Origin of the sequence: Kosakonia oryziphila, from assembly GCF_900094795.1 — a bacterium.
In the GTDB taxonomy this organism is placed as follows: domain Bacteria; phylum Pseudomonadota; class Gammaproteobacteria; order Enterobacterales; family Enterobacteriaceae; genus Kosakonia; species Kosakonia oryziphila.
Map to the genome: position 1 here is coordinate 1 of NZ_FMBC01000007.1, position 26,938 is coordinate 26,938.

The 26,938-nt window shown below is 51.9% G+C and carries 29 protein-coding genes and 1 pseudogene; 16 read left to right on the top strand and 14 right to left on the bottom strand.

Features of this window, described 5'->3' with window-relative positions; translation table 11 throughout:
* A partial coding sequence (locus GA0061070_RS25445) for a hypothetical protein (RefSeq protein ID WP_230887330.1) occupies positions 1-130 on the top strand: 130 nt, incomplete at its 5' end.
* 33 nt (positions 131-163) lie between these two features.
* Here the strand turns inward: GA0061070_RS25445 and GA0061070_RS04710 are convergent.
* The 7 genes from GA0061070_RS04710 to GA0061070_RS04740 form a co-directional block, all read right to left on the bottom strand.
* Positions 164-385 carry a hypothetical protein gene (locus GA0061070_RS04710; protein WP_090134107.1) on the bottom strand — a complete coding sequence of 74 codons (222 nt, stop codon included), beginning with the start codon at positions 383-385 and terminating at the stop codon, positions 164-166.
* Between the two features lie 267 nt (positions 386-652).
* Complete coding sequence (gene patD / locus GA0061070_RS04715; protein ID WP_090134110.1) at positions 653-2,077, bottom strand: aminobutyraldehyde dehydrogenase; 1,425 nt, start codon at positions 2,075-2,077, stop codon at positions 653-655.
* A gap of 24 nt (positions 2,078-2,101) precedes the next feature.
* Positions 2,102-2,908 (bottom strand): ABC transporter permease, encoded by an 807-nt coding sequence (locus GA0061070_RS04720; RefSeq protein WP_090134112.1) that lies wholly within the window; start codon positions 2,906-2,908, stop codon positions 2,102-2,104.
* A complete protein-coding gene (locus tag GA0061070_RS04725; protein WP_090134114.1) occupies positions 2,898-3,833 on the bottom strand; it encodes an ABC transporter permease in 936 nt (311 codons plus the stop codon). Before GA0061070_RS04725 ends, GA0061070_RS04720 begins: the two co-directional genes overlap by 11 nt.
* A 1-nt stretch (position 3,834) precedes the next feature.
* The gene (locus GA0061070_RS04730) at positions 3,835-4,848 is read right to left on the bottom strand and encodes an ABC transporter ATP-binding protein (protein WP_090134116.1); all 1,014 of its coding nucleotides are present in this window, start codon (positions 4,846-4,848) and stop codon (positions 3,835-3,837) included.
* Between the two features lie 17 nt (positions 4,849-4,865).
* On the bottom strand, positions 4,866-6,008 hold the full coding sequence (ydcS, locus tag GA0061070_RS04735) for a putative ABC transporter substrate-binding protein YdcS (protein WP_090134118.1): 1,143 nt from the start codon (positions 6,006-6,008) through the stop codon (positions 4,866-4,868).
* 345 nt (positions 6,009-6,353) lie between these two features.
* On the bottom strand, positions 6,354-7,760 hold the full coding sequence (locus GA0061070_RS04740; protein ID WP_090134120.1) for an aminotransferase-like domain-containing protein: 1,407 nt from the start codon (positions 7,758-7,760) through the stop codon (positions 6,354-6,356).
* 182 nt (positions 7,761-7,942) lie between these two features.
* On the opposite strand from GA0061070_RS04740, the gene GA0061070_RS04745 reads away from it, so the two are divergent.
* From GA0061070_RS04745 to GA0061070_RS04765, 5 genes and pseudogenes are all read left to right on the top strand, one after another.
* Complete coding sequence (locus GA0061070_RS04745; RefSeq protein WP_090134283.1) at positions 7,943-9,283, top strand: cytochrome ubiquinol oxidase subunit I; 1,341 nt, start codon at positions 7,943-7,945, stop codon at positions 9,281-9,283.
* Entirely contained in the window at positions 9,283-10,293 is a 1,011-nt protein-coding gene (cydB, locus tag GA0061070_RS04750; protein ID WP_090134121.1) for a cytochrome d ubiquinol oxidase subunit II, read from the top strand. Before GA0061070_RS04745 ends, cydB begins: the two co-directional genes overlap by 1 nt.
* Positions 10,293-10,421, top strand: a complete 129-nt coding sequence (locus GA0061070_RS04755) for a DUF2474 domain-containing protein (protein WP_007372080.1) — start codon at positions 10,293-10,295, stop codon at positions 10,419-10,421. The genes cydB and GA0061070_RS04755 overlap by 1 nt, the downstream gene beginning before the upstream one ends.
* Positions 10,422-10,596: 175 nt before the next feature.
* Positions 10,597-10,959 carry a recombinase family protein gene (locus tag GA0061070_RS04760; RefSeq protein WP_208598150.1) on the top strand — a complete coding sequence of 121 codons (363 nt, stop codon included), beginning with the start codon at positions 10,597-10,599 and terminating at the stop codon, positions 10,957-10,959.
* 18 nt (positions 10,960-10,977) lie between these two features.
* Positions 10,978-11,338, top strand: a pseudogene (locus GA0061070_RS04765) (DUF4225 domain-containing protein).
* Here GA0061070_RS04765 and GA0061070_RS04770 read toward each other — a convergent pair.
* Positions 11,322-11,651 (bottom strand): hypothetical protein, encoded by a 330-nt coding sequence (locus GA0061070_RS04770; RefSeq protein ID WP_090134123.1) that lies wholly within the window; start codon positions 11,649-11,651, stop codon positions 11,322-11,324. The pseudogene GA0061070_RS04765 and the gene GA0061070_RS04770 overlap by 17 nt on opposite strands.
* Positions 11,652-11,857: 206 nt before the next feature.
* Here GA0061070_RS04770 and GA0061070_RS04775 point away from each other — a divergent pair, with 206 nt between their 5' ends.
* Complete coding sequence (locus GA0061070_RS04775) at positions 11,858-12,016, top strand: hypothetical protein (protein WP_341844368.1); 159 nt, start codon at positions 11,858-11,860, stop codon at positions 12,014-12,016.
* 91 nt (positions 12,017-12,107) lie between these two features.
* On the opposite strand, the gene GA0061070_RS04780 is transcribed toward GA0061070_RS04775, so the two are convergent.
* A complete protein-coding gene (locus GA0061070_RS04780; RefSeq protein ID WP_090134125.1) occupies positions 12,108-13,019 on the bottom strand; it encodes a LysR substrate-binding domain-containing protein in 912 nt (303 codons plus the stop codon).
* A 155-nt stretch (positions 13,020-13,174) separates the two neighbouring features.
* Between GA0061070_RS04780 and GA0061070_RS04785 the strand changes: the two genes are divergently transcribed.
* From GA0061070_RS04785 to GA0061070_RS04805, 5 genes are all read left to right on the top strand, one after another.
* Complete coding sequence (locus GA0061070_RS04785) at positions 13,175-13,936, top strand: sulfite exporter TauE/SafE family protein (protein WP_090134126.1); 762 nt, start codon at positions 13,175-13,177, stop codon at positions 13,934-13,936.
* A gap of 650 nt (positions 13,937-14,586) precedes the next feature.
* Entirely contained in the window at positions 14,587-15,477 is an 891-nt protein-coding gene (locus tag GA0061070_RS04790; protein WP_208598152.1) for a metal ABC transporter substrate-binding protein, read from the top strand.
* Positions 15,464-16,294, top strand: coding sequence for a metal ABC transporter ATP-binding protein (locus tag GA0061070_RS04795; protein WP_090134130.1), 831 nt, complete (start codon positions 15,464-15,466; stop codon positions 16,292-16,294). Before GA0061070_RS04790 ends, GA0061070_RS04795 begins: the two co-directional genes overlap by 14 nt.
* Positions 16,295-16,301: 7 nt before the next feature.
* Positions 16,302-17,159, top strand: coding sequence for a metal ABC transporter permease (locus GA0061070_RS04800; RefSeq protein WP_139109730.1), 858 nt, complete (start codon positions 16,302-16,304; stop codon positions 17,157-17,159).
* Positions 17,156-18,043: a metal ABC transporter permease gene (locus tag GA0061070_RS04805; protein ID WP_090134133.1), complete on the top strand. Its 888-nt coding sequence runs from the start codon at positions 17,156-17,158 to the stop codon at positions 18,041-18,043. Before GA0061070_RS04800 ends, GA0061070_RS04805 begins: the two co-directional genes overlap by 4 nt.
* A 182-nt stretch (positions 18,044-18,225) precedes the next feature.
* Here the strand turns inward: GA0061070_RS04805 and GA0061070_RS04810 are convergent, their stop codons facing one another.
* Positions 18,226-18,810 carry a TetR/AcrR family transcriptional regulator gene (locus GA0061070_RS04810; protein WP_090134135.1) on the bottom strand — a complete coding sequence of 195 codons (585 nt, stop codon included), beginning with the start codon at positions 18,808-18,810 and terminating at the stop codon, positions 18,226-18,228.
* Between the two features lie 118 nt (positions 18,811-18,928).
* Between GA0061070_RS04810 and GA0061070_RS04815 the strand changes: the two genes are divergently transcribed.
* Positions 18,929-19,324 carry a RidA family protein gene (locus GA0061070_RS04815; protein ID WP_090134137.1) on the top strand — a complete coding sequence of 132 codons (396 nt, stop codon included), beginning with the start codon at positions 18,929-18,931 and terminating at the stop codon, positions 19,322-19,324.
* Between the two features lie 130 nt (positions 19,325-19,454).
* On the opposite strand, the gene GA0061070_RS04820 is transcribed toward GA0061070_RS04815, so the two are convergent.
* Positions 19,455-20,018 carry an RBBP9/YdeN family alpha/beta hydrolase gene (locus GA0061070_RS04820; protein ID WP_167353531.1) on the bottom strand — a complete coding sequence of 188 codons (564 nt, stop codon included), beginning with the start codon at positions 20,016-20,018 and terminating at the stop codon, positions 19,455-19,457.
* 33 nt (positions 20,019-20,051) lie between these two features.
* Complete coding sequence (locus GA0061070_RS25785; RefSeq protein WP_279616056.1) at positions 20,052-20,294, bottom strand: triphosphoribosyl-dephospho-CoA synthase; 243 nt, start codon at positions 20,292-20,294, stop codon at positions 20,052-20,054.
* 305 nt (positions 20,295-20,599) lie between these two features.
* Here GA0061070_RS25785 and GA0061070_RS04830 point away from each other — a divergent pair, with 305 nt between their 5' ends.
* Complete coding sequence (locus GA0061070_RS04830) at positions 20,600-21,820, top strand: MFS transporter (protein ID WP_090134140.1); 1,221 nt, start codon at positions 20,600-20,602, stop codon at positions 21,818-21,820.
* 192 nt (positions 21,821-22,012) lie between these two features.
* Here the strand turns inward: GA0061070_RS04830 and GA0061070_RS04835 are convergent, their stop codons facing one another.
* Positions 22,013-23,527, bottom strand: a complete 1,515-nt coding sequence (locus GA0061070_RS04835) for an MFS transporter (protein ID WP_090134142.1) — start codon at positions 23,525-23,527, stop codon at positions 22,013-22,015.
* A gap of 126 nt (positions 23,528-23,653) precedes the next feature.
* On the opposite strand from GA0061070_RS04835, the gene GA0061070_RS04840 reads away from it, so the two are divergent.
* Positions 23,654-24,541 carry a LysR family transcriptional regulator gene (locus GA0061070_RS04840; RefSeq protein ID WP_090134143.1) on the top strand — a complete coding sequence of 296 codons (888 nt, stop codon included), beginning with the start codon at positions 23,654-23,656 and terminating at the stop codon, positions 24,539-24,541.
* A gap of 190 nt (positions 24,542-24,731) precedes the next feature.
* Here the strand turns inward: GA0061070_RS04840 and GA0061070_RS04845 are convergent, their stop codons facing one another.
* A complete protein-coding gene (locus GA0061070_RS04845; RefSeq protein WP_090134145.1) occupies positions 24,732-25,187 on the bottom strand; it encodes a hypothetical protein in 456 nt (151 codons plus the stop codon).
* A 904-nt stretch (positions 25,188-26,091) separates the two neighbouring features.
* Between GA0061070_RS04845 and GA0061070_RS04855 the strand changes: the two genes are divergently transcribed.
* Positions 26,092-26,394 (top strand): hypothetical protein, encoded by a 303-nt coding sequence (locus GA0061070_RS04855; RefSeq protein ID WP_090134148.1) that lies wholly within the window; start codon positions 26,092-26,094, stop codon positions 26,392-26,394.
* The last annotated feature ends 544 nt before the right edge of the window (positions 26,395-26,938 follow it).

Here is a 26,938-nt window from a genome sequence, read left to right on the forward strand (position 1 = left end):
GCGCGATCTTGCAAGTATGGGACAACTTGTGAAATTACCGACAAGAAGGGAAAGGGCCTTCCCGAGAGTGGTAAAGGAGAGGCCCTGGAAATACCCCACAGCCCCGAAAAAGAGCCAGTCAGTTGCTTAACTGACTGGCATTACTCGCACTGGAGCCCTTATTTTAATTAAGGGATGCGGAGACGATTTCGTTGCTGGAAAGATTTTCCACACGCGCAAAATAAAACGCTTCGCCTTCACAGTAGTACGTTTCGATGGGCAACAAACCAGCTTGCGCCCCGCCGCTACCGCTGCCTGTAGCCCATAAGACGGAGGTTTCGCTATCACCGACTGTTAAAAACTCAGACGCGCCTCCGGGGGCGAGCACGACCACAATTTTACTCATTATTGGTTTTCCCCTGCCTGTTTTTATAAAAAGCCAGCTATTATCTTTTGTTGCAATGACTGTCTGTTGTCGGATAGATGACACTTATATGACAGGCAGAGAAAATGCCGATGTGCGGTATTATTTGATCGTAATATTTCGCCACTCCGCTGATGACTGGATATTATTAAATCAGTTTTTGATAAATAACAATACAGATAATTTAGTGTGAGATTTGCTTCATGTTTTATAAGGTTTTTTAAAACCGTCCGTGGTTTTATTAAATGATTAATGTTTGATCATCACATGGCGTACTACGGTGTAATCTTCCAGCCCATACAACGACATATCTTTGCCATAACCGGAGCGTTTCTGCCCGCCGTGCGGCATTTCGCTGACCAGCATAAAATGGGTATTCACCCAGGTACAGCCATATTGCAGACGCGCGCTTAAGCGATGTGCCCGCCCGACATCACGCGTCCAGACTGATGATGCCAGCCCATACTGTGAGTCATTCGCCCAACCCAGCACCTGCTCTTCATCATCAAACACCGTTACGCTGACCACCGGGCCAAACACTTCGCGCTGCACAATGGCATCTTCCTGTTTTGCCCCAGCCAGCAAGGTTGGATGATAGTAATATCCTGCGCCCTCGCCCTTTTTCCCGCCGGTGACCACACTGATGTGGCTCAGCGTTTTTGCCTCTTCAACGGCTTTACTGACCCGCGCCAAATGGGCGGCAGAACTCAACGGCCCCAACTCAGTACTTTCCTCTTCCGGCGGCCCCATTTTCAGGCTAGCGACAGCAGCACCGAGTTTTTCTACCAGTGCATCGTAGATCCCTTTTTGCGCGTAAATCCGGCATGCGGCGGTGCAATCTTGCCCGGCGTTATAAAAACCAAAGGTGCGCACGCCCTCCACCACCGCGTCGAGATCCGCATCATCAAACACAATTACCGGCGCTTTGCCGCCCAGCTCCATATGGGTGCGCTTAATTGACGACGCGGTATGACCAATAATGTGTTCGCCAGTGGCGATCGAACCGGTGAGCGACACCATACGTACTTTTTCGTGGCCGGTTAACGGATCGCCGACCGTCTGACCGCGACCAAACAGCACATTCAGCACGCCAGCCGGGAAGATATCTTTCGCCAGTTCAGCCAGTTTCAGCGCCGTCAGCGGGGTAATTTCCGACGGTTTGAGCACCACGCAGTTACCCGCCGCCAGCGCCGGGCCCAGTTTCCATGCCGCCATCATCAGCGGGTAGTTCCAGGGCGCAATAGATGCGACAACACCCAGCGGATCGCGGCGGATCATCGAGGTATGCCCTTCCAGATACTCCCCGGCCGCCAGCCCGTTCAGGCAGCGCGCCGCCCCGGCGAAGAAACGAAACACATCCACCACCGCCGGAATTTCATCATTCAGCACGCAGTGGTAGGGTTTGCCGCAGTTGAGGGATTCCAGGTGTGCGAAGGTTTCGGCGTTGTCCTCTATCACCTGCGCCAGTTGCAGCAGGCATTCAGCCCGCGCTTTCGGCGTGGTTTGCCCCCAACGGGCAAACGCCCGATCGGCTGCCTGTACAGCCGCATCGACCTGCGCGGCGGAGGCTTCGGCGATTTCCAGCAACATCTCGCCGGTGGCCGGGTTGTAGACAGCCTGTTTCTCGCCTTCGCCGTTAACCAGTTCTCCATTGATAAACAAGTGATGTTGCATAGTTCTGTCCTTCAGCTTGGTGTGTTATTTGCCGGTTCCGGCAACGGTGTCGGTATCGCGTGTCAGCCACCAGGCACCGAGAATAGGTAACATCGTCGCCAGCATCACCAGCAGCGCCACCACATTGGTCACTGGCACATCGCGCGGGCGGCCCAACTGGTTCAGCAGCCACAGCGGCAGAGTGCGCTCATGGCCTGCGGTAAAGGTGGTGACGATGATTTCGTCAAACGACAGCGCAAACGCCAGCATTCCCCCGGCCAGCAGTGCCGAACTGAGATTCGGCAGCACCACATAGCGAAAAGTCTGCCAACCGTTAGCACCCAGGTCCATCGAGGCTTCAACCAGGCTCCACGAGGTGCGCCGGAAACGAGCGATGACGTTGTTAAACACCACCACCACGCAAAACGTCGCATGCCCGATAACAATGGTGAAAAAACCCGGCTCCAGATTGACCGCTTTGAAGGCAGTCAGCAGCGCCAGCCCGGTAATGATCCCTGGCAACGCTATCGGCAACAGTAGTAACAGCGAGATCGCGTTCTTGCCAAAAAACTCGCTGCGCCATAAGGCCATTGCAGCAAGTGTGCCAAGAATCAAGGCGATTGCCGTTGCCAGCGCCGCGATCTTAAGTGACAGTGTCACCGCATCAAGGATATCCCCGCGAGCCGCCGCAAGGCTGAACCAGCGCAGCGTAAATCCTTGTGGTGGAAAACTGAATGCCGCGTCCTCGGTATTGAAAGCATAGATGGCAATGATCAATAGCGGGAAGTGGAGAAAGATAACGCCACCCCATGCGGTGACTTTGAGAAAAAACGGTGCGCGGTCAGAGTGCATCGAATGCTCCCAGACGTTTCACGAACGCCAGATAAAGGGCAATCAACACGATGGGCACCAGCGTAAAGGCGGCAGCCATCGGCATATTGCCAATCGCGCCCTGCTGCGCATACACCATGTTACCAATGAAGTAACCCGGCGGCCCCACCAGTTGCGGCACGATAAAATCGCCCAGTGTCAGCGAGAAGGTGAAAATCGACCCGGCCGCCACACCTGGGATTGCCAGCGGTAATACCACATAGCGGAAGGTCTGGCGTGGATGCGCACCCAAATCAGCAGATGCCTGCAACAGCGAGGGCGGCAGTCGTTCCAGCGCAGCCTGAATCGGTAAAATCATAAACGGCAGCCAGATGTAGACGAACACCAAAAAGCGCCCCAGCCCGGACGTGGAAAGCGTGTTACCGCCGACTGCTGGTAACGTCAAAAAGGTGGTTAAAAGCGGCTCCAGCCCCAGATGGCTTAAAAACCACTGCGCCACGCCATCTTTTGCCAGCAACAACGTCCACGCATAGGCTTTGACGATATAACTGGCCCACATTGGCAACATCACGGCGATATAGAAAAACGCCTTCCATTTTCCCTGCGCATAACGCGCCATATACCACGCCATCGGGAAAGCGAGAATTGCGCTCGCCACGGTCACGGTAATCGCCATCATCAGGGTGCGCACGATGATGTCGTAATTCGCCGGGTTGAACAGTGCTTGCAGGTTGGCGAGCGTTAAATCCTGCGTAACCGACATGGTGAAGTCGTCGAAGGTGTAAAAACCCTGCCACAGCAGAGTTAACAGCGAACCCAAATAGACAATGCCGAACCACATCAGTGGCCCCAATAATAAGAGGAGCAACCCAAGCAGCGGTTTGCGCCAGAAGACTCCGCTCAGGCTGGCACGCCGCCGGGCAGTTAACGGAATACTCATTGCCATTTTACCCCGCTCCCTGCAACGGTACCATCGCGTCCCGCGACCATGAAATCTGCACCTGTTGCCCCAACGTCAGCGTTTCTGTCAGCGACACGCCTGAGAGATTCGCCTGGCTGACCAGAACTTTCTCCCCTTGCGCCAGTAGCAGTTCAAAGCGAGTCGCTGCTCCCTGATACTGTACCGCCTGCACGACCGCGTTGACTTCAATTTCCCCTGGCGCGTTCAGGCGAATATGTTCCGGGCGCAATGAAAAAGTACCCTGCATACCGCACAGTGTGCTGGCAAGCTCCTGACTGAAGACGTTTGACGTACCGACAAACCCGGCGACAAACGGCGTACGCGGGCGCAGGTAAAGTTCGCGTGGGGTATCGATTTGCTCGATGCGGCCGTTATTAAACACCGCCACCCGGTCAGACATTGACAGCGCTTCGCCCTGATCGTGAGTGACGAAAATAAAGGTGATGCCCAGATCCTGTTGCAGCTTTTTTAGCTCCAGTTGCATCTGTTCGCGCAGTTTCAGATCGAGCGCGCCAAGCGGCTCATCCAGTAGCAAGACGCGCGGCTCGTTAACCAGCGCCCGCGCGATCGCCACCCGTTGCCGCTGTCCGCCGGAGAGCTGGGAAGGTTTGCGCGTATGAACAAAGCCGAGCGCCACTTTTTCCAGCGCCTCACGGGCGCGGGCGTGGCGCTGCTTTTTGTCCACACCTTTTACCATCAGCCCGTAGGCCACATTGTCGAGAATCGACATATGCGGGAACAGCGCGTAGTCCTGGAATACGGTGTTGACATCCCGTTCCCACGGCGGTAGTTCGCTGGCTTCGCGGCCAAAGATGCGGATTGCGCCACCGCTCAGTTGCTCAAACCCGGCAATCAGCCGCAGACAGGTGGTTTTGCCGGAGCCAGACGGCCCCAGCATGGAGAAAAACTCCCCGTCATTGATGGCTACACTGACGCGGTCAACCGCCCGGACGTCACCGTATAACCGCGAAACATCCAGAAATTCCACAGCATAGGTCATAGCTGGCTCCTGGCAGATTAACGGCCACCCATAATGGCGATGTAATCCTGTGTCCAGCGACTGTATGGCACATATTTGCCACCTTCAGCGACCGGCGTTTTCCAGAAAGCAATTTTGTCAAAGAAGCGGTAACCGTTGGTTTCGCAGCCTTGCTCTCCCAGCAACGTGCTGGCTTTGCACCCTTCCGGCACCACTGGCAGCGAACCAAACCAGGCGGCCACATCGCCCTGAACTTTTGGCGTCAGCGACCAGTTCATCCATTTGTAGGCACAGTTCGGGTGTTTTGCATCGGCATGCAACATCGTGGTATCCGCCCAACCAGTGACGCCCTCTTTCGGGAATACAGTGGCGATCGGCTGGTTTTCACCTTTCAGCGCATTCGCCTGATACGGCCAGGCGCTGGAGGCGACAACGCCTTCGTTTTTAAAGTCGCTCATCTGTACCGTGGTGTCATGCCAATAGCGGTGGATCAGCATGTGCTGATCTCGCAATACTTTCAGTACCGCCTGGTATTGCGCTTCGGTGAGCTGGTAGGGATCGTCAATGCCCAGTTGTGGCTGTGTGGCTTTCAGGAACAGTGCTGCATCAGCGATGTAGATCGGGCCGTCATAAGCCTGTACGCGCCCTTTATTGGTTTTGCCATCCGGCAGGTTTTGTTGCACAAACACCACCGACCAGCTATCCGGCGGCGTCGGGAAGGTTTTGGTGTTATACATCAGCAGGTTCGGCCCCCACTGATACGGCGTGCCATACACTTTGCCGCCAACGTTAAACCATGCACCGTTAACCAGTTTCGGGTCGAGGGTTTTCCAGTTCGGGATAAGCGCAGTATTAATCGGCTGCACGCGTTTCCCCATAATCAGGCGTAGCGAGGCATCGCCGGAAGCGGTAACCAGATCGTAACCGCCTTTTGCCATCAGGCTGACCATTTCATCGGAGGTAGCGGCGGTTTTGACGTTCACCGCGCAACCGGTGTCCTTTTCAAAGGCGGTTACCCAGTCATATTGCTTGTCGGTCTGGCCGCGTTCGATATACCCCGGCCAGGCAATAATATCCAGCCGACCTTCCCCTTTTCCCACTTCGGTGGGTTCGGCGGCATGCGCGACCATCATCGTCATGCTCAGCGCACACAGACTGCTGCGGGCAAATTTCTTGCTCATTGTTTACTCCTGTCGCAATGAAAAAGTGCGGCAGCCTTGCCGTAAATATATCTCCCTTAATAAAAGTAGACGGCACGTGGACAGTCATAATGTCACCCAGCGTAAATTTCACCAGGATGTGACACATAACGCATTACGTTTCGAATGAAAATAATAGCTGACCGTCTTTTTTAGTATAGACAAGGGGTTAGCTGGTTAGCGGTTAATTTGTGTTGCTATTCACATTTCCTATGAATAAACAAAACAAAAGCACAGAAAATAATGACGACACTCTGAAGTTTTTCACCGTCACTATTTTTAAAACGAGAACAAGATATTCAGAAAATAAGAATAGAATGAGCGAGTTTATTTCATCATTTGACGAATCAATTCTCCTAAGCGAATTGCCGCGCGTTCCTCTTTATCACCCCACGCCCAGGCGCAATTAAAGCGGAAAAAGGATTGCCAGCGGTCAGATGTCGAGAACATTTTCCCCGGCGCAATGCTGATATGGTTCGCCAGCGCCTGCTGGCTCAGCACCCCGGCATCCAGCCCGGCGGGCAGCTCCAGCCAGAGAAAATAACCGCTCTCATTGCGGTAAATTTTTACCTCTGGCGGAAGATGGCGCAGCAGCGCCTGCCAGGTCAGATGTTTGCGCTCCGCCAGCACGCGCCGCAGGCGGCGCAGATGTGCGTCGTAGTGATGGGTGGTGAGATAATCGACCAGTGCCAGTTGCAGCGGCGAACTGGTGGAGAGCGTACTCATTAACTGCAGTTGCTGAATGCGCCGCGCGTGACGACCGGCTGCCACCCAGCCAACGCGGAAACCGGCCACCAGACATTTAGAAAAAGAGGAACAGTGCAGCGTCATATCCTGCTTATCCCAGGCTTTTGCCGGTAACGGCTGTTCGCGCCCGTAATAGAGTTCGCTATAAACATCGTCTTCGATAAGCGTGACGTTATGTTCCGCCAGCATCGCCACCAGACGCGCTTTTTTCTCCGCACCCAGTGTAAAACCCAACGGGTTCTGGCTATTGGTCATCAGCCAGCAGGCTTTTACTGGATAGTCGGCCAGTGCCTGTGCCAGCGCATCAAGATCGATCCCCTCTTTCACATCCGTCGGCACCGACAGCGCTTTCAGCTTCAACCGTTCCAGCGCCTGCAACGCGCCATAGAAGCACGGGCTTTCAATGATCACCCAGTCGCCCGGTTCGGTGACCGCCTGCAAACTGAGGTTCAGCGCCTCTAGCGCCCCGGCGGTAATAACAATTTCATCCGGGGAGATGTTCATCCCCTGACGGGCGTAGCGACGGGCGATGGCATGGCGCAACTGGTTGTTGCCCGGCGGCAGGTTTTCAATCACGCTCATGGCAGTGGCGCTTTTACTTACTTTCGCCAACGAACGGTTAAGCTGCGGCATCGGAAACAGTTTCGGATCGGGAAATGCTGAGCCAAACGGCAACACCGAGGCATCGCAACTGGCTTGCAACACATCGAAAATATAGGTATTGATATCCACCGCTTCATCACGGGTGACCTGCGCCGCCGCTACGCGCGGCACACCGGATGTTGGCGCGACAAAATAACCAGATTGCGGCCGGGCAATCACGCGGCCCTGGCTTTCCAGCAACTGATAAGCGTGACCCACCGTCATAAAACTTAACCCGCTGCTGGTGACCTGCTCGCGCAACGATGGCAGCTTTTCCCCCGGACGCCAGACGCCAAGCTCAATTTGTTCGCTGATTTGTTGCGCCAGGCGCTGGTATTTTTTCATGCATATTCACCGGGTTGAGGATGGTGAATATCATGGCACGGGATACGGCTCCTTGCTATATCAGTAATAAAAAAGGTGGTACTAAAAAAAACTGTTATACAAAAAATTCGCCAATCTGTTTCTGCAAGTTCCGGCTCGCGCTTATTACCATACCCCTCACAGCAGTTGATCTGAGGTTGTCCATGTTTGGTTTAGATGCGTTTCATCTGGCGAGAATACAGTTCGCCTTCACCGTTTCGTTTCACATTATTTTTCCGGCGATCACCATCGGGCTGGCCAGTTTTCTGGCGGTGCTGGAAGGTTTATGGCTGAAAACCCGTAACCCGGACTGGCGTACGCTGTACCATTTCTGGTCGAAGATTTTCGCTGTTAACTTCGGTATGGGCGTGGTTTCCGGGTTGGTGATGGCCTACCAATTTGGCACCAACTGGAGCGGCTTTTCCCAGTTTGCCGGCAGCATTACCGGGCCATTACTGACCTATGAAGTGCTAACTGCGTTCTTTCTGGAAGCTGGTTTTCTCGGCGTGATGCTGTTTGGCTGGAACCGTGTCGGGCCGGGGTTGCACTATTTTGCCACCTGCATGGTGGCACTGGGCACGCTGATGTCCACTTTCTGGATCCTCGCCTCCAATAGCTGGATGCACACGCCGCAGGGTTACATTATCGAACAGGGCCAGGTGGTGCCAGTGGACTGGCTGAAAGTGATCTTCAACCCATCCTTCCCCTATCGCCTGATGCATATGACCATCGCCGCGTTTCTCAGCAGCGCGTTGTTTGTCGGCGCATCTGCCGCCTGGCATTTGCTGCGTGGTAACGATACGCCCGCGATGCGCAAAATGTTCTCGATGGCGATGTGGATGGCGCTGATAGTCGCGCCGATCCAGGCAATGGTGGGCGATATGCACGGGTTGAACACGCTGGAGCATCAACCGGCAAAAATTGCCGCCATTGAAGGCCACTGGGAGAACCCGCCTGGCGAAGCCACCCCGCTGCTGCTGTTCGGCCTGCCGGATATGCAACAGGAACGCACCCGTTACGCAGTAGCGATCCCGGCGCTTGGTAGCCTGATCCTCACCCACAGCCTGCATAAACAGGTTCCGGCGTTGAAAGAATTTCCCAAAGACGAGCGCCCTTATTCGCCGCTGGTGTTCTGGTCATTCCGTGTGATGGTCGGCCTCGGCGTGCTGATGATAGTACTGGGCGTCGGCGCATTGTGGTTGCGCTATAAACAGCGGCTCTACCAGTCGCGACCGTTCCTGCATTTTGCTTTGTGGATGGGGCCTGCCGGGTTGATCGCCATTCTCGCCGGTTGGGTCACCACAGAAGTTGGCCGTCAACCGTGGGTCGTCACCGGGTTGTTGCGTACAGCCGATGCGGTTTCGGCGCACGGCGTGATGCAGATGAGTCTCAGCCTGCTGACATTTTTCGTCGTCTACAGCGCCGTTTTCGGTGTCGGCTACAGCTATATGGTGCGGTTGATCTGCAAAGGCCCGCAAGCCTGGCATGATGAGGAGGCAAAATAATGGGTATCGATCTTCCGTTGATCTGGTTTGTGATTATTGTTTTTGCCACCCTGATGTACATCGTGATGGACGGTTTTGATCTGGGGATCGGCATTCTGTTTCCACTGATCCGTAACACGCACGATCGCGATGTGATGGTGAACAGCGTTGCGCCAGTCTGGGACGGCAACGAAACCTGGCTGGTGCTCGGCGGCGCGGGGCTATTCGGTGCGTTTCCGCTAGCTTATGCGGTGATTGTTGATGCGCTGACCCTTCCGCTGACACTCATGCTGCTGGGGCTAATTTTTCGCGGCGTGGCATTCGAGTTTCGTTTCAAAGCGACACCTGCCCACCGCCCGTTCTGGGATAAAGCATTTATGGCGGGTTCCGTGCTGGCGACCTTTACTCAGGGCGTGGTGGTTGGTGCAGTGCTGAATGGTTTTCCGGTCAACGGACGGCGTTTTAGTGGCGGCGCGCTGGACTGGCTAACCCCTTTCACCTTGTTCTGCGGCGTTGGGCTGGTGATTGCCTACGCGCTGCTGGGCGCAAGCTGGCTGGTGATGAAAAGCGACGCACCGTTGCAGGATAAAATGCGTGCAGCAGCGAAGAAATTGCTGCTGGTTTTACTGGTGGTTATTGCGATCATTAGCCTGTGGACACCGCTGGCGCACCCGGCGATTGCTTCCCGCTGGTTCAGCCTACCAAACCTGTTTTTCTTCGCGCCGGTACCCCTGTTGGTTATTGCGTTCAGTGTCTGGCTATGGCGCAGCCTCAACAATCCGCAGCATCATGCATTACCGTTTGTGCAGACGTTGGGCCTGATTTTCCTCGGCTTTAGCGGGCTGGGCATCAGCATCTGGCCGCACATCATTCCGCCGGATATCACCTTCTGGCAGGCCGCCGCACCGCCACAAAGCCAGGGCTTTATGCTGGTCGGCGCGCTGCTGATTATCCCGATTATCCTGGTCTATACCGCATGGAGCTATTACGTGTTTCGCGGCAAAGTACAACCTGGCGAGGGTTATCACTGATGAAACATTCGTTTTTCAATCGCCTGATGTGGCTGGTATTGATTTGGGGTGGCAGCGTACTGGCGCTGGCTGCGGTGAGTATGGTGTTCCGCCTGCTGATGTCAGCTGCCGGGTTTAAATCCCACTGATGTGTACAGAGTTTGCAGTGTTTCCACAGCAGTCTGAAGCCAGATATTTCCGGCTTTTGAGAGAGCCAAAATAAATTAATCAGGCTCGCCTTTCGGATCCTGAGCAGTTAACGCAGCCAGATTAAGGTAGTTCAGGATCCTCATATTTCTCTCTTCGCTTCGCGTCACCAGGGCCATGCATAACTCCGCATCGTCCTCCGCCAAAGAAAAAGGCATCGCTATCCGTTTTCTGGAAAATGGTCTGGGTACCGAAGGTACGATGGGGAAAATGGTGATTCAAATCTTGGCCGTTGTTGCAGAAGCCGAGCGTGAGCGCATTCTGGAACGAACCAATGACGGACGGGTTGTTGCAATGGCCTCAGGTGTTAGGTTCGGTAGGAAACCCCATCCGGCGACAGCTTCGTCTCTGACTTTGATTCAGCAGGGACTGTCCTTTAAGGCTGTATCAGAGAAAACAGGCATATCAAGACCAACATATTTCCGGTTGAAACGACGGCTGTTTACAGTTGAAAATAAAGGGGTATTATCGGCGATGTAATATACAGGGAGAACAAAAATGGATGCTGCATTACTTGATATGATGCGCTCAGGCAGGAATAAGAACTGGGCAGAAACAATGGTTAATCTAGAGGCCAGAAAGCTTATCAATACAGCTAATACGCTGTCTGCTTTCCATCTCAGAGATAGTCTCACCCGGATGAATTTCGTCCAGGAAATAAAAGATGTTGTTGAGCAGCAATAGCATATTCGGTCTGTTCAGACGCCCTGGAACATGGCGTTTATTCCGATATCTGCCCACCGATTATTACCGGAAAGTCAGCACCATGAGCCGTTCAAAGCTCACAATGAAAATTGTCGGTTATGGTGTTAAAGCTAAGGTCATATTTGACCTTATGTCTGTTACTGACGCGGTTTAGAATTAGTCGTTAATCTGCGATAGCGCCATGACTTGTACGCAAGTTTTGCTGGCGTTAAATACCATATAAAAGGTAATACAATCGCAAGTGTGGCCGCAAGCGTGATGCTGGTATCTATGGATGCCAGCATCAGCGTGAGAACAAGTATGGTAAAGGCAGCGATAGTAATCCACTTTGAGGCGTTAAAGCGGTTAGCAAGATCATGGGTCACGGAATCCAGAGATCCTCCATAATTAGCAATATTATTTTTCAGTTTTTGTAGATCTGCATGGCTAAACCCTGACTTGAGTAGCGCGGCATCACTCACTTTCATCGCGTTCCACCTTCCATCCTTAAAATGTAGACACCTCTTTGCAGCAAGTATACACAAAAATTCCGGGCAAAGCTGGACATTGGTTTTGTTAATTTTTTATAACTAAAACAGTAAATTATCTTTTTAACGTGTTTTTTACACGATTGGCCCTCAAACCCCGTATTAAAACGAAGGTAAAATCATTTCCCTGGTGGCTCATCTTTGCGATGGCGACGTTCAATACCACACTGCATGAAATGCAGATGGACAATGCAAAACTGGTCGATTTTTTAGGACATGAACCACATACCCCGCTTATTGAGGCCGTGCGTACCACTTCAATCGGCCTGAGCTGTATTAATCGCGCGTTAACCACGCGTTCGTGAGCGGATCAGCGGGCTGATTTTGGGGTTATCCTATGGATCTTATTGAAGAGCTAAGCCGGATATTTCCGGCTTTTGAGAGAGCCAAAATAAATTAATCAGGCTCGCCTTTCGGATCCTGAGAAGTTAACGCAACCAGATTAAGGTAGTTCAGGATCCTCATATTTCTCTCTTCGCTTCGCGTCACCAGGGCCATGCATAACTCCGCATCGTCCTCCGCCAAAGGAATAAACACCACCCCGCCGGGCCTGAGGCTGTCAACCGGTTTTGGCAGAACAGAAATTCCCACCCCCGCCGCGACAAGCCCAATATGCGTCAAAACCTCAGCGGCTTCCTGGACAACGGTTGGTGTGAACCCGGCCTGATGACAAAGCCGTCTAACCAGTTCAGGGACTGCCGCTCCTGATGTCTCCGGGTAAAAGATAAAAGACGCGTTGTGCATGGCAGCAATGGGCAGAGTATCGGCTGCCGCTTCTGGATGATCTGCTGGCAGAACAACGCAGAGTCGGTCACGCCTGAGGATGCGGATGTCCAGCCCATCCTGCCGGGTACCGGGTGTAAGACGCACGTAGCCGATATCAATTTCCTGCTGAAGAAGCGCATCAAACTGCTGGCGGGAGTACATCTCACTGAGTGTGATCCTGACGTCAGGATAATGGCGTCGGTAAGTTTTAAGCGGCTGACTGAGTTCGTCCACAAATAAACCGGTGGTGGTAAAACCTATTCGCAATTCCCCCCTTTTCCCTTGCTCAATATCACGTAATTCAGCGGGCAGATTACCGCTAATGCGTAATATTTCCTTCGCCTGAATGACAAGGTGCTCACCTGCTTCAGTCAGGGCCACATGGCGTCTCGTCCGGTTAAACAGCTTCACCCCCAACTCAGCTTCCAGTGACTGGATCTGCTGCGACAACGGGGGCTGGCCAATATTGAGTTTTTCTGCGGCGCGCGTGAAGTGCAGCTCTTGCGCGACGGTCAGAAAATAGCGGAGATGACGAAATTCCACTTATATGTCCGAATATATAAATTGATGCTTATTTATATATTGGACAGTAAAACAATGCAATCCTACCATTAGCCGCCAGCGACGATGACGCCGATGCAAACATTTATCGCCTTTTCCTGCTACATCAGACCACAGCGTTTCAGAAAGGAACACAAATGCATTACGAGCTTTACCTGTTGCTTCCCGTCGCATTTATTGCCGGGATCATTAACGCGGCTGTCGGTGGCGGCGGATTGATCACTATTCCGACATTTTATAGCACCCTGCCACATTTCACCCCTGCCCAAATCATGGGGATCGACAAGCTCTCTTCTGTTATGGGGCATCTGATGTCGGTCAGGCAGTTTATGACAAGGTTACGTCTGCCCTGGCAACTGATCCTGCCCACTGCTGCGAGTGCCGTTGTCGGCGCTTACTCAGGGATCAGGCTGCTGGATTTTATGCCGTCTGCGTGGATGCGCCCGATCGTTATCGTTGTCCTGGCGGTGATGGTGGCATACACCTGGTTCAAACCCCAGTTCGGTCATCATGATACCAGTCAGCCACCTACGCGGGCCGATCTTATCAAAGGTGTTTGCCTGGGTTTTGCTATCGGTTTTTATGACGGTTTTATCGGCCCGGGAACGGGAAGTTTTCTGCTGTTCTTGTTTATCCGTTTCTTTCATTTTGATTTTTTGCGGGCAACCGCCTGCGCAAAAGTCGTCAATTTTGGGACGAACTTCGCGACGTTGTTTTTTCTTATTCCACACGGCCTTATTGATTATGGGCTGGCTATTCCGCTGGGGATCGCGGCAATCAGTGGTTCCTTTATCGGCGTACAGATTGCACTCAAGGGAGGAAATCAATGGATACGCCGACTTTTCCTGTTATTGGCGTGCAGCCTGCTGATCAAGCTGTTATGGGAGACAATTCACTGACCAGCGGAAGCCCTGTTGGTTAAGGGGTTTGACGGTCAATGATGTAAAAAAAACACATTAAGGCGATACTTCATTGTTTATATTGAGGTTTAATGGACGGAGTTCTCCCTTCAGAATATCCTCCGGTAGCGTGAATGTATAATGCCCCAGCATATTGATATGCCCGTGTATCAGTGGTGACAGCCGGGCAATATGTTCATCAATCAAAGTTTGATACTTTCCAGGCTTGGATTTGTGCCCCGGTTATATCTGGCACCAATAATTTTTACATCATTCATACTGAGCAGATCCAGTCCGTTCCTGTCGGTATGGCTACCTGATGCTTTGTCGGTAAAGATACGTTTTCAAAACACCCCACGCTGATATCAGCTTACACTTCCCGCCTGAGTTTTATTTATCAATTAAATCATTTAGATATCCCATACAGTAACCTGAAGTTACTGCTCGCCATAAAGACATTACTCTTCACCCGTGCAGAGCAAAGGCCGCATCAGGAGCATTCACCCGGATGACATTAAATGATTATTGTTCTCATTTAATTCAACCAATGCTATAACATATAGCAATTGCTATAAGTTATAGCATTGGCTATATGTGTTTTATTTTTCATCAAGAAGGAAATGTAAATGCTGAACAAAACCAGACGTTTTATGATTGCCTCTGTGGCAGTGGTCTCGTATGTACTGACCGTCATCCCGGCCATGGCACAGGATGCAAAGCCTAAAAGAATCCTGACCACATTCACCATCCTGCAGGATATCGCGCAGAACGTGGCGGGGGATAAAGCCATTGTGGAGTCCATCACCAAACCCGGCGCGGAAATTCATGATTATCAGCCTACGCCGCTGGACATTGTGAAAGCGCAGTCAGCCGATCTGGTTCTGCGTAACGGATTCGGCCTGGAGCGCTGGTTCGATAAATTTTTCCAGGGCGTTCATAACGTGCCGAGCGTCGTCGTGTCTGATGGCATTGAGCCCATGATGATTAAGGATGGTGAGTATTCAGGTAAGCCCAACCCACATTCGTGGATGTCGCCAGCAAATGCGGTGATATACGTTGAAAATATCCGTAAAGCGCTGGATAAGATTGACCCGGAGAATGCCGCCACCTATGACCGCAACGCGGCAGAGTACACGAAAAAAATTGAAGCCCTGAATGCGCCTATTTCCAACATGCTCGCGAAAATTCCGGCAAACCAGCGCACACTGGTTTCCTGCGAAGGTGCATTTTCCTACCTGACGCGCAACTATCATCTCAATGAGCTGTATCTGTGGGGCGTTAACGCTGACGAAGAAGGAACACCGCAGCAGGTGCGCCATGTAATCGATCAGGTACGCAAAAACCATGTGCCCGCCGTGTTCTGTGAAAGTACGGTTAACGATAAAGCCATGAAACAGGTGGCTTCTGAAACAGGCGCGAAATTTGGCGGAACGCTGTTCGTTGACAGCCTGACCACTGATGACGGCCCGGCCCCCACCTACATTAAGCTTCTTGACTACAACGCTAAAACCATTCTGAAGGCATTCAATGTCAGTAATTAATGATAATACCGGGCGTCATTCCCTCGCTCCGGCTGTCAGCGTAGCGGATCTGAGCGTTTCTTACCGGGGCGGCAATATCGGCCTCTCAGATGTCAGCTTTGAACTCAGCAAGCCTACTATCTGTGGGCTCATCGGCATGAACGGAGCCGGGAAGTCAACGCTGTTCAGGGCGATTATGGGGTTCGTTTCGCCAGCCTCCGGTAAGGTAGATGTCTGCCATCACCCCGTCAGATGGGCGCAAAAGCAGAATATTATCGCGTATGTCCCTCAGACCGAAGAAGTGGACTGGACTTTTCCTGTATCAGTGCATGATGTCGTGATGATGGGGCGTCAGGGTCGTATGGGCTTCTTACGTATCCCTTCTGAAAAGGATAAGGAAATCGTCTCCTACAGCCTGAAGCGTGTTGGCATGGAGGCCTTCGCTGATCGTCAGATTGGTGAGCTGTCCGGTGGCCAGCGTAAACGCGTCTTTCTGGCGCGCGCGCTGGCGCAGCAGAGCAGGATTATGCTGCTTGATGAGCCGTTCACCGGGGTCGATATCAAGACTGAGCACGCCATTATTGATATTCTGCGCGAACTCAGAGAAGCGGGACATATCATCATTGTCTCCACCCATAATCTGGCAAGCGTACCGGGCTACTGTGATGAGGTGATGATGATCAACGTCACCCTGATTGCTTCCGGCCCGGTGAGTGAGGTTTACACCCCGGATAACCTCGGCAAAACCTTCGGTGGTGCGATCAATCAGCTTCCAGTTGGTCTGGCATCTCCCGGAGTACAGGGTGACGCGGGGAAGGTGTGCCATCATGCTGAGTGAATCTCTTCTGACACTGCTTGCGCAACCTTTCAGCTACGCCTTCATGATAAAAGCGATGTTTGGTGGCGCAGCGGTTGGCGCACTGTGCGGCCTTTTATCCTGCTTTGTGACACTTAAAGGCTGGTCGCTGCTGGGTGATGCACTCTCGCATTCTGTTGTGCCGGGTGTGGCGGTTGCGGCACTGGCTGGCGGTCCCTTTGCCCTCGGCGCGTTCGTGGCCGGCCTACTGGCGGTGCTGGGGATCGGGCTGATAGAGCGAAATTCCGTGCTGAAAAATGATGCCGTGATTGGCGTTGTGTTCACCGCTTTTTTTGCGGCAGGGCTGTTTATTATTTCTGTCTTCCCCACCAACATCCGTATCCAGACCATTCTCTTCGGTAATCTGCTGGGGATCTCGACGGCTGACCTGGTACAGGTGGCAGTTATTGGTGTCATCTGCATCATCACGTTTGCGGTAAAGTGGAAAGACCTGCTGATTTACTGTTTTGACCCGAGTCACGCGCGGGCCATCGGTCTTAACGTCAGCGCGCTGCACCTGCTACTGCTGATACTGCTGTCTCTGGCTGCAGTTGCGGCGCTGCAGGCGGTTGGGGCGTTACTGGTGGTGGCCATGCTGATTACGCCCGGAGCAACCGCGCAGCTTCTGACTCAGCAGTTCGCCCGGATGTTATTCATTGCACCTCTGCTTGCCGCACTGGCGTGTGCGGGGGGGGCCTATGTCAGTTACTTCCTGGACGGCTCAACCGGAGGTGCCATCGTTGTGCTACAGACCGTGATGTTTATCCTCGCTTTACTCTTCGCGCCGGCAAAGGGCATTCTGGCAAGCCGCCGCCGTAAGGCGCTCAACAGGGAGGCAGCCCGATGAGTTTCGACGTAATACTGGAATCGCTGCTTCAGCCGCTGCGGTATGACTTTATGCTGAGGGCGATGGCGACCGGCGTCTTTGTCTGTTCAGTGTGTGCGGTACTCTCCTGTTTTATTGTGCTGAAAGGCTGGGCGTTGATTGGTGATGCCATGTCTCACGCTATTCTGCCCGGGGTTATCTTCGCCTATATCATCGGCGTGCCGATGGCTCTGGGGGCGATCGTCAGCGGCGTGGCTTGCGTAATGATTGCCGGTGCGGCGAGAAATCAGACCACGGTAAAACCGGACGCCCTGCTGGGGATTTCCTTTACGGGATTTCTCGGCGTGGGGATGATTTTACTGGTGGCAACACCGGATAACGTGCATTTCATGCATATCCTGTTCGGGAATCTGCTGGGAATTGAAACCAACGTTCTCATTCAGACTGTCGTCATCGGGACGTTGACGCTTCTGGCGGTGCTGATTATGCGTAAAGACCTCATCCTGTTCTGTTTTGACCCCTGTCAGGCCAGCGTCATCGGACTTTTGCCGGCCCGGCTTGAGCTGATTTTACTGGTACTGGTTGCGGCCACGGCCGTGACGGCACTGCAGGTAACCGGCATCGTGCTCGTTGTGGCCATGCTGATAGCCCCGGGGTGCATCGGATTCCTGCTTACCCGGCGTTTTTACCCCATGCTCCTGGTTTCAGTACTGTCAGCCGTAACCGCCACCGTCGTGGGGACGTTCGCCAGTTTCTGGCTGAACGGTGAAACAGGTGCAACCATCGTGCTGGTTCAGGCTGTCCTGTTCCTGCTGGCATTCCTGTTTGCGCCGCGAAATGGACTGCTGCAGCGCAATAGGCCCCGCACCCGAGGCGGTGACAGGATGAGCAGAAAGCCTGTCTGAGTCACGCTGGTTTTGTGTTTATCCCGGGACGGTGCTCAGGCGTGAGCAGTCGACGGTTGCCATGCTGAATAACAATCGGTGTTCCGCTTAAGGGCCGTTTATCTGCCAGAAATCATGGCAGGAATTGTCTGAATTCCGGATAAAGGTTCATTTACAAAATCTGTGACATTAATCGGTAAGGCTTAATTACGTAAGCCGCTCGCCAGTCGCGTAAACACCTCAATATAGTTGGGGAGCGCTTTTTGCGGATCGTCGCTGGCCGCAATCGACAGTGCGGCATTCATTGCCGCGCCATTTAACATGTGCGCAGCAGCATCGGCATCCACCGGTTTGAGGATGCCGCGCTCGATCATTTCCAGCACCGCCTGGTGGGTGGATTCGAGGCAGCTATTCTGGCTTGGCCACTGCGCCGGGTCGCCGAGAAAAGCCGGACCATCCAGCAACACAATACGTTGCACTTCCGGGTCGAGAGCCATTTTTATATAGGCAATGCCTTCGGCCAATAACCTCTCCCACTCATCGTCGGCCGTGGCCGCTGCCGCTTTCGCTCGTTGCGCCATTTCACCATCAACCTGCGCGACAACAGCGGCAAGCAACCCTTTTTTATCACCAAAGTTGTGATAGAGCGCGCCGCGCGTCAGGCCAACACTGGCCGTTAATTCATCCATTGATGCGGCGGCATAGCCTCTTTCTGCAAACGCCTTTCGCGCTGCACCGATCAATTTGGCCCGGTTCTCTTCCATCGTTTCGCTGCGACGCTTGATCATGCGATCTCCTTTTGACATACGTAGCGTATGTGATATTAATTTAATATACGCCGCGTATATTAAACGATTTGTCAGCTCCCTGCTCTCGTTTTCAACATTCACTGAAAAAGGAAATCCAATGATCCAGCGTGAACCCGTTTTCCCGGCTAACCGCCATGCGCTTTATGAAGAACATGGTTATTCAGCCGCCATCCGTTCCGGAGATTTGTTGTTTGTTTCCGGCCAGGTCGGCAGCCGCGCCGACGGTACGCCGGAGCCGGATTTTGCCGCTCAGGTGCAACGAGCATTCGATAATCTGCAAGCGACGCTTGCTGCCGCAGGTTGTACGTTTGATGATCTGATTGATGTCACGACTTTTCATACCGATCCGCAAAACCAGTTTCCGACAATTATGCAGATAAAACAGTCGATTTTCCCGCAGCCACCCTATCCAAACTGGACAGCCGTTGGCGTCACCTGGCTTGCAGGATTTGATTTTGAAATTAAGGTCATTGCCCGCATTCCTGCCCGCTAGAAAGAGGAACGCGCCCGGGTCGGACAATACCGGCAGGAAATGTATTCCCTGCCGGTATTACGCCATCATAGGATCGCGACTTTATAACAGGAAATTGAAAAATGTGCAGGGTGCCATCTATATTAAAAATTCATCTGTCTATTTTTAATAGCATCTCTCCAAATTGTGATATTTTTTCAAGACCGTACTCCCACTCACCAAATCCGGATTCCGAATTAATATGACCAGCATCGCCGACATCTACCAGCTCACATCCCCAGCTGTCAGACCAAAATACAGTGCGATTGAATGACATAAGCGGATCATTGTGACTGGCAAAGACCATTCCGGGTATTTTTAACTTCGACGCGGTGATAACTTCTTCAAGTTCAAAACGTGAAGGTTCAGCAGGCGCAACCATAACAATCCCGGCAACATTTGTTGCTCTACTCTGGACCTGGTACCAGGATGCAAGCGCGCCAAAACTATGCCCAATCAAAATAACGGGCAACGTACAGGTGGCTAATTCTCTGCGAATCGCTGCGCCCCAACTTTCAATATCCGGCTGCAACCAGTTTCGTTGGCTTATTCTTTTCCAGCGAGGTAAACGACGCGCCCAACAGGTTTGCCAGTGGTAATCGTCGCTATCTCTTAATCCTGGAACAAGAATCGTTGTGAAAGAGTCATCCAGCTTTAACAGACGCGGTATTGTCATGGTAAATTCCATCAGTCCTTAGTTTTCCATCCCTTAGGGTGGGAAATGAGCCAGTAGCCAGGTTACTGCCAGCAGGTCCGCACTTCCTCCTGGGCTTAAATTTCGGGCGATGAACGCAGTGTCCATATGTAAAAGCGCCTGCCTGAATCTGTTGCCAGTGAGGTGTTTAATGCGCAGGATCCTGGCCGCATATCGCTGTGCATAGCGTAATCCTTTTAGCCCCCCACGTGCGAGGATATTGGTGTCAGGATTGTGAGCAATTAACGAAAGTAACACCCGCAGCGCATAACCCGCGTTGATGGCTTTTTCCCATGCAGGTAATCATAAACCCTTACCGTAGCAAACCCGCTTTCTGCCTCTCCACACGCCCCCGTAACGCCATACTCACGAAACAGTTGTTCCCCTTTGGTTTTCGCCTCGCTATTTTGCTTCAACTCCCGGCTCACCATACCGGCACGGACCTGGCTAACCATCTTATTTTCATCAAATGCCGATACACTTAATGAGAATGATTTCGCGAGTTTGGTTGAAGCATATACCATTGCTAACAGAGTGAGTTAACTATGCTAAAGGCCGGAAATATGTCTCTTCGTTCCCTGAGGGCGCTGTGCCTGACAAGTTTTTTTATTGCTGATGTCCGCGATGGTCTCGGCCCTTTTCTGGGGATATTTCTCACCCAGCGCCACTGGCAACCGGATGATATCGGCTTGCTGATGACGCTGGGCGGCGTGGCAGGGTTATTGGCGACACTCCCGGCAGGATTTGTCACCGACACGTCCAAAAACAAACGGACTCTGCTGGCGCTGCTCTGCATAATGATTACCGCAAGTACGTTTCTGCTCTGGTTCAGCCAGCAAAACACCGTCGTCGCGCTTTCGCAAATAGTCAGCGGAATATGCGCGGCTTTTGTCGGCCCTCTGATCACCGGGATTACGCTGGGTCTGACAGGGCAACGCGGCTTTAATGGTCAAATGGGTAAAAATGAGGCATTCAATCACGCAGGAAATTTCTTTACCGCGCTGATTGCCGGAGGTATTGCCTGGTACTGGGGCGTCGGCGGTATTTTCCTGTTGATGGCCTGTACGACCGTGTTAACGCTGTGCGCGCTGCTGGCCATTCGCAGTCAAGATATCGATAACGATGCGGCGCGAGGTATACAGTTCTCTGTTCCTCAACCGCTGCCGGGGCTTTCGGTACTCACCCAAAACAGGGCACTGTTTATTACCGGATTGACCCTGATGCTGTTTCATCTGGCCAATGCTGCGCTGTTACCCATGCTCAGCATGCGCGTCGCCGCCGCGCCTGGCGCCATGAATCCCGGTTTGTATGCTGCCGCCACGGTGATTATTTCTCAGGCGGTGATGATTCCGGTGGCCATTTGGGTTGCCCGGCGAATCGATAAGTACGGTTACTGGCGATTAATTATGTTGGCATTGCTGATAATGCCTCTGCGGGCTGCGCTGGCAGCAATCTCGGCTGCCCCGCTGATGATGGTGCCAGTGCAAATACTGGATGGCGCGGCTGCGGGTATCCTTGGCGTGGTGGTACCCGGTTTTATTGTGGCGCTGCTGTGCGATAGCGGGCACGTTAATGCCGGGCAAAGCGTGGTGATGCTAATGCAGGGCATCGGTGCGTCAATGAGCCCGGCATTAACAGGGATGATTGCCGGTAATTACTCCTTTGCCACCGCGTTCAGCGTGCTGAGCGCCATTGCGCTTGTGGCACTGCTTATCTGGTGGCGATATGCAAGCGTACTTATTGAGCATGCATCTGCACGGGCATTAAAGGTGGGTGCGGGGTGATCTGCTTTCGGATATAGCCGCCGCACGTAACGGGCAATTGAGTTATTCAGCCAGATTGAGCAAACAAACATCTCCCTTATGGATTTTTTAGAAAATGGGAAATTGTCCTGCCTCTATGTTCCGGTTTTTGTCGCGAGGGAAAGTCGTAAAACGCTGTCAAGATCGTTGCGCGGTCAGGGGGCGACATAACACTTAAGTTTGACCGTGACCGTTTTTACGTAACATCTTCCAGACCATAAAAGCGCAGACCAGCGTCATTCCCGCCAGCGCCTGAAATAAAAAGGTATAGGCGGAATCGTAACTCTCTCGCAGCAACATCCGGGAAACAGTGGGCAGAAGATCCGCCGCCCGATCAATATTGCCACCACCCAGCCAGTTAACAGCGTCGTTGATGACATCGGGTGAGTAATCAGCGGCCACCTCTCTAAGCTTCAGATGGTTTATCGCCACCAGCAATGCCGTAACCATCGCCAGTGCAATTCCTTCACCGGCAACGCGAACCGTATTAAACAACCCTGCCGCCATACCGGCTTGTTCCACCGGGACGGCAGAAACAGCAAGCCCGTCCATTAGCCCCCACGGAAGCGCCGCACCTGCGCCGATGATCACCAGTGAAAACAACAGCAGACTGATGCTGCCACCCTGCAATGCCTGCCCAAGCGCAAGTAAACCGGCGGCAGCTAAAATCAACCCGGTGGCCGAAACCGCACCAGGCGTAAACCATCGGGTCAGAAAGGCTGCGAGCGAGGGAAATACCAACATCGGTCCCGTCAGGGCCAGCAGATAAAACGCACTTTGTGTCTCGCTTAACCCGTCACCGCCCATAAAGTGCAGCGGAATAATTATCAGCAGCACAACGTAGCAATAACAGGTGGCAACCGGCAATAACAGGACTCCTGCAAAGCGTGGGCTGCGTAAGAGCGCAATATCAAAAACAGGATGTTTAATTTTTCGGCAGTGATTCACAAACCAGCGAATAAGCAGCGTGGAAGCTATAAACAAAGCCAGCACAGGCAGGGATAAAAATCCATAAACCGGCAACAGCATCACAGCTGAAGTGAACAGGATCAGCGCCAGGGTAAAGAGCGCGATGCCAGCGATATCCGCTTTCTGCGGCGGCTGTTTTTCTGACGGCGGTAAAAATGCGCTCCCGGTCAGCGCGACGATACCAGAGAGCATTGCCATTGAAGCATAAACCCAGCGCCAGCCAAAAACGTCGGTAATCAGTCCAATAAGCAGCGGCCCGAAAGCTAATCCGGCACCGAACATGGTACCAAGCAGACTAAACGCCCGGGTTCGGGCATTTCCGTTATATAACTGCGCCAGCGCTGCGCTGCCTCCGGCTAACGTCATTGCCGCAGCGATGCCCTGTAGCGCCCTGAATACGCCGATAATGGCGGTGCTTTGCGCCAAATAAATAAACAGATTGCTGACGCAAAAAATGATTAATCCGGCGATAAATATTCGCTTTCTGCCTGCCATATCCGCAGCAATACCTGCTGTCAGCAGCAAACTGCCGAAGGTCAACATGAAGCCGTTCGTCAGCCAGGTGAGCGCAGCAGGACTGCCTCCCAGCGCATGGCTAATGGCAGGTGTGGTAACAACGCCACCGGTGAAGCTCAACGGTAATAACATAGCCGCCAGGAACACAGCCATCGCGGCGGTCATTCTGGTGGCACGGGAAGAGGATGCGATGAGTGAGGACATGAGATTACCTTTAAAATTCAGCGTTCTTAAAAAGGAAATAAACAATGTCCGGCCATGTTATTGCGGATTTTAAATTAGATAAATAGACTGGGAATACCTTATGAAGAGACAAAAAGTTTATAATCGATGGACAGTTTCACCTCGCTTACTTCTTTTGTAAGAACAGCGGAAACCCTCAGCTTTGTACAGGCTGCGAGGTCGCTGGGCATTTCCGCATCGGCAGTGGGTAAAAACGTAGCCCGGCTGGAAAATAAACTGGGTGTAAGACTTTTTAATCGCAGCACACGTAACGTCAGCCTCACGGCTGAAGGGACAGTTTTACTGTCACGCTGCCAGCATATTCTGGAGCAGTTGCGCGAAGCCGAGGCCGAACTGACCACCACGGTGGAGCAACCCGCCGGAAAACTAAGAGTGTCGCTCCCTGTTATCGGCTACCGTTTGCTGCTTCCCCTGCTTCCGTCCTTCACCCGGCGTTATCCTGATATTGAGCTGGAGCTGGATTTCAGCGATCGGCTGGTCAATATTGTCGATGAAGGGTTCGATGTGGCAATACGCAGCGGGAAAATAGCCGACTCCAGACTGACATCAAAAACACTCGGCAAGTTTAGTTTTGTTCTTTGTGCCAGCCCGGCTTATCTGCGCGAGCATGGTGAACCAGCCTCCCCCGACGATCTGAAAAACCATAAATGCGTTCTCTTCCGCTTCCCTTCGACCGGGCTTATCCAGCCGTGGGAACTAAAGGGGTTACGTATAACAGGCGATTACAAACCTGCGTCCGTGTTAACCGCCAATAATATCGAAGCAGTGATCCGTATCAGCACCTCAGGGCTGGGTATCAGTTATGTCCCTGATTTCGCCGTGCGAGAAGCACTCAGCCAGGGAGATCTGCAAGAGGTTTTAGCTGGTTGTTGTATCACTCAGGGTACTTTTTCCGCGCTGTGGCCAGCCAGCCGTTATCTTTCTCCCCGGATACGCTGTTTTATCGATTTTATGGCGGCAAACTGGATTGGCTAATTCACGCACAAACCGTGTAATTGAAGCCGAAATGCTGCATATCAGTAACGAAAAGTGAATAGTCGGCGGCTTTCTGTTTTAGCGCACACAACCAGAATATGGGGTTTTAGCTGCTGAAGTCAGTGGAGTGGATCGAAGTAGAGTTTGCTGCAATAAACAGCAAACTCTTTTTTTTCATCCTCGCCAGGATTTAATTCAGCACGTCCAGCGCTATAACGCCCTGCCCGGTTTTTATCCAGCGCGGCGCTTTCAGGCGCTCAGCAAAAAACATCACCAAATCCAGCAATAAATCCCCTATCACGCGGGACTGATCAGCGGACAGCGAACCATTAATCAGCAACCGCGTTAGCTCTTCACAATAACGGCACAGCGCATCGCTTTCCGGTGCGAACTCCGGAATATAAGGTAAAAACTCGACGGTCAGTGATTCAGTTAAATGCGCGGGGATTGGCTCATGTAACGTCGTGTGTAATAAATTAAGGCAGGAACCGAGTTTGCCGCAAAGCGCCAGTTTTTCCGCTGGTTCATGGGTTTCAACCAGCACTTCGGCAAAGCGCTCGCAGTTGTCGGCCAGCTCAGTGAAATCGGTTGAACAGGAAAAAGGCAGTGCTAACAGAGAATGAATGTGGTTGGGGGTTGTAGCCATAAGGCAGCCTCACTAAGTGTGTTTTTAACTTCGCCACCGGAGAGGCTAATCTCGCGGGTGGCGGACTGAACGAAGTTAGCCTTACCGGCCTTAGTGAAACCGGCGCGCTTTGCAGCGCCCCCGTCCAGCCCACCATTGAGATATAGCAGGCTGTACAGTACAAAATTAGGCTTGTACCGTCACTAAGTTTTATCAGGAGGCTAACCCCGACACCTGTGTTTGCAGGTGCGGCAACAAGATACGATGAGGAGAGATAGGCCGCAACGGGAATTACTGGGAAGCACCTCTCAGAAAATGAAGAAAATATATGAAACCTCATATAGATGTTCTGGACGATAAAAAGTCAGGGAGTGACTAATATAAGTCCGCTGTGAGTGAGGAACAGACATAATCACTCACAGACTTTACCTTTTCTGTATGCAATTGATTATGTCCTTGCTATGGTGTTTAAGGTTAATGCTGCTGTAAACATAGTAATGAGTTCAATGTAATTAAAAAATAGAGATATTTTACGGCACATGCATTCAGTAACAACAATATGTTCATCATGAATGAGCTAAAAGCGAAGTGGGAGAAGGTACTTGTTTCTCGTTATGGACGATTCATTCATGCCAGTGATATATATTGCAATCATGGCCCTTGAGGAATCACCTATAACTTCTATAATGCAGGGCTTGATGATGATTATTTTGATAAAAAGATACTGTCTGGTGATGAAGCAAAATATCATCACCGAATTGTTATTGATGTTTTTTCTGTTAAACTTACCATATTAATGGCACATACATTCTATAGTGTATTTTCATAGTCTTATCAGTATGTTATTGGCATTGCCTGGAAAGCAAGTTGTGCTAATATCTTTTTGTTATACAGGAAGTTTTATACACTCAATTAAGGAGTTTTTATGAGTTTTTTTAAACAAAGCATTATTGCTACTGGTCTGCTCGGTTTCGCTGGTTTCTGTGTTGCTGCAACTCCCAGTATGAACTGGAAGATAAAATCTTCAGAACCAATAAATCAAATTACTTTTGGTATAACAATCAATGCAGCAGCCCCAGTCGATGAGTTTTATTTTGCTAACCAGTTTGGTTTCACCGGAGGCGGTGGTATTGGCTATACAGGTATTCAGCCTACTAAAAACACTAAAGATGGTAAACGGCAGTTTATGGTATTATTCAGTAGCTTCAGAAATGATACCTCTATATGAAGTAAAATTCCTTCCGCCAACCGGAAACAATGGCAAATTACAGGGAACCATTTCTACTTTATCGAGAGGTTCGGCTGCTTGTCCAGGCGCCATTACCTGGACTCATGATGAGACAGGAACATTGGTCAAAGGCGGTTTCAAATAATTCTGAGCCTTCATTAATAATATATATAAATTATAAGAGCCTGGCCCAGTAAGCGTTTATTGTTGCAGCCAGTTTGGGCACGGACAGCGCATAACAACCGGAGCGTACACGCAGTACGTGAGGATTACTCGCTTCGCTCGCCCTAAGGGCCGCCGCAAGCGGCGTTCAAAATGCCATAACATGTTGTGTGAGCACTGCCCTGGACCAAAATGGCAAATAAAATAGTCTAATGGGCCAGGCTCTAAATTTTTCTTATTCCTATAAGAATCTGAATCGACGTCCAGCAAATGAGGGGGCGCTGGACGTTTTGGTTCATGTTTGCGCACTGAAAATTTTATTCATTTTCCGACCACAATGGTGAAGCGGCGACTGGCGTGTTACTGGGCAGTGATTCGCCTG

Bases quoted from the DNA above. Each gene is read 5' to 3' on its own strand.
- GA0061070_RS04760 (WP_208598150.1), top strand. From the start codon at position 10,597: ATGCATAACTCCGCATCGTCCTCCGCCAAAGAAAAAGGCATCGCTATC.
- GA0061070_RS04755 (WP_007372080.1), top strand. From the start codon at position 10,293: ATGAAACATTCGTTTTTCAATCGCCTGATGTGGCTGGTATTGATTTGG.
- GA0061070_RS04720 (WP_090134112.1), bottom strand. From the start codon at position 2,908: ATGCACTCTGACCGCGCACCGTTTTTTCTCAAAGTCACCGCATGGGGT.
- GA0061070_RS04830 (WP_090134140.1), top strand. From the start codon at position 20,600: ATGTCTCTTCGTTCCCTGAGGGCGCTGTGCCTGACAAGTTTTTTTATT.
- GA0061070_RS04775 (WP_341844368.1), top strand. From the start codon at position 11,858: ATGGCGACGTTCAATACCACACTGCATGAAATGCAGATGGACAATGCA.
- GA0061070_RS04815 (WP_090134137.1), top strand. From the start codon at position 18,929: ATGATCCAGCGTGAACCCGTTTTCCCGGCTAACCGCCATGCGCTTTAT.
- GA0061070_RS04840 (WP_090134143.1), top strand. From the start codon at position 23,654: ATGGACAGTTTCACCTCGCTTACTTCTTTTGTAAGAACAGCGGAAACC.
- GA0061070_RS04835 (WP_090134142.1), bottom strand. From the start codon at position 23,527: ATGTCCTCACTCATCGCATCCTCTTCCCGTGCCACCAGAATGACCGCC.
- GA0061070_RS04855 (WP_090134148.1), top strand. From the start codon at position 26,092: ATGAGTTTTTTTAAACAAAGCATTATTGCTACTGGTCTGCTCGGTTTC.
- GA0061070_RS04710 (WP_090134107.1), bottom strand. From the start codon at position 385: ATGAGTAAAATTGTGGTCGTGCTCGCCCCCGGAGGCGCGTCTGAGTTT.
- GA0061070_RS04770 (WP_090134123.1), bottom strand. From the start codon at position 11,651: ATGAAAGTGAGTGATGCCGCGCTACTCAAGTCAGGGTTTAGCCATGCA.
- GA0061070_RS04810 (WP_090134135.1), bottom strand. From the start codon at position 18,810: ATGATCAAGCGTCGCAGCGAAACGATGGAAGAGAACCGGGCCAAATTG.
- GA0061070_RS04740 (WP_090134120.1), bottom strand. From the start codon at position 7,760: ATGAAAAAATACCAGCGCCTGGCGCAACAAATCAGCGAACAAATTGAG.
- GA0061070_RS04805 (WP_090134133.1), top strand. From the start codon at position 17,156: ATGAGTTTCGACGTAATACTGGAATCGCTGCTTCAGCCGCTGCGGTAT.
- ydcS (WP_090134118.1), bottom strand. From the start codon at position 6,008: ATGAGCAAGAAATTTGCCCGCAGCAGTCTGTGTGCGCTGAGCATGACG.
- GA0061070_RS04725 (WP_090134114.1), bottom strand. From the start codon at position 3,833: ATGGCAATGAGTATTCCGTTAACTGCCCGGCGGCGTGCCAGCCTGAGC.
- GA0061070_RS04730 (WP_090134116.1), bottom strand. From the start codon at position 4,848: ATGACCTATGCTGTGGAATTTCTGGATGTTTCGCGGTTATACGGTGAC.
- GA0061070_RS04790 (WP_208598152.1), top strand. From the start codon at position 14,587: ATGATTGCCTCTGTGGCAGTGGTCTCGTATGTACTGACCGTCATCCCG.
- GA0061070_RS04795 (WP_090134130.1), top strand. From the start codon at position 15,464: ATGTCAGTAATTAATGATAATACCGGGCGTCATTCCCTCGCTCCGGCT.
- GA0061070_RS04785 (WP_090134126.1), top strand. From the start codon at position 13,175: ATGCATTACGAGCTTTACCTGTTGCTTCCCGTCGCATTTATTGCCGGG.
- GA0061070_RS04745 (WP_090134283.1), top strand. From the start codon at position 7,943: ATGTTTGGTTTAGATGCGTTTCATCTGGCGAGAATACAGTTCGCCTTC.
- GA0061070_RS04845 (WP_090134145.1), bottom strand. From the start codon at position 25,187: ATGGCTACAACCCCCAACCACATTCATTCTCTGTTAGCACTGCCTTTT.
- patD (WP_090134110.1), bottom strand. From the start codon at position 2,077: ATGCAACATCACTTGTTTATCAATGGAGAACTGGTTAACGGCGAAGGC.
- cydB (WP_090134121.1), top strand. From the start codon at position 9,283: ATGGGTATCGATCTTCCGTTGATCTGGTTTGTGATTATTGTTTTTGCC.
- GA0061070_RS04820 (WP_167353531.1), bottom strand. From the start codon at position 20,018: ATGACAATACCGCGTCTGTTAAAGCTGGATGACTCTTTCACAACGATT.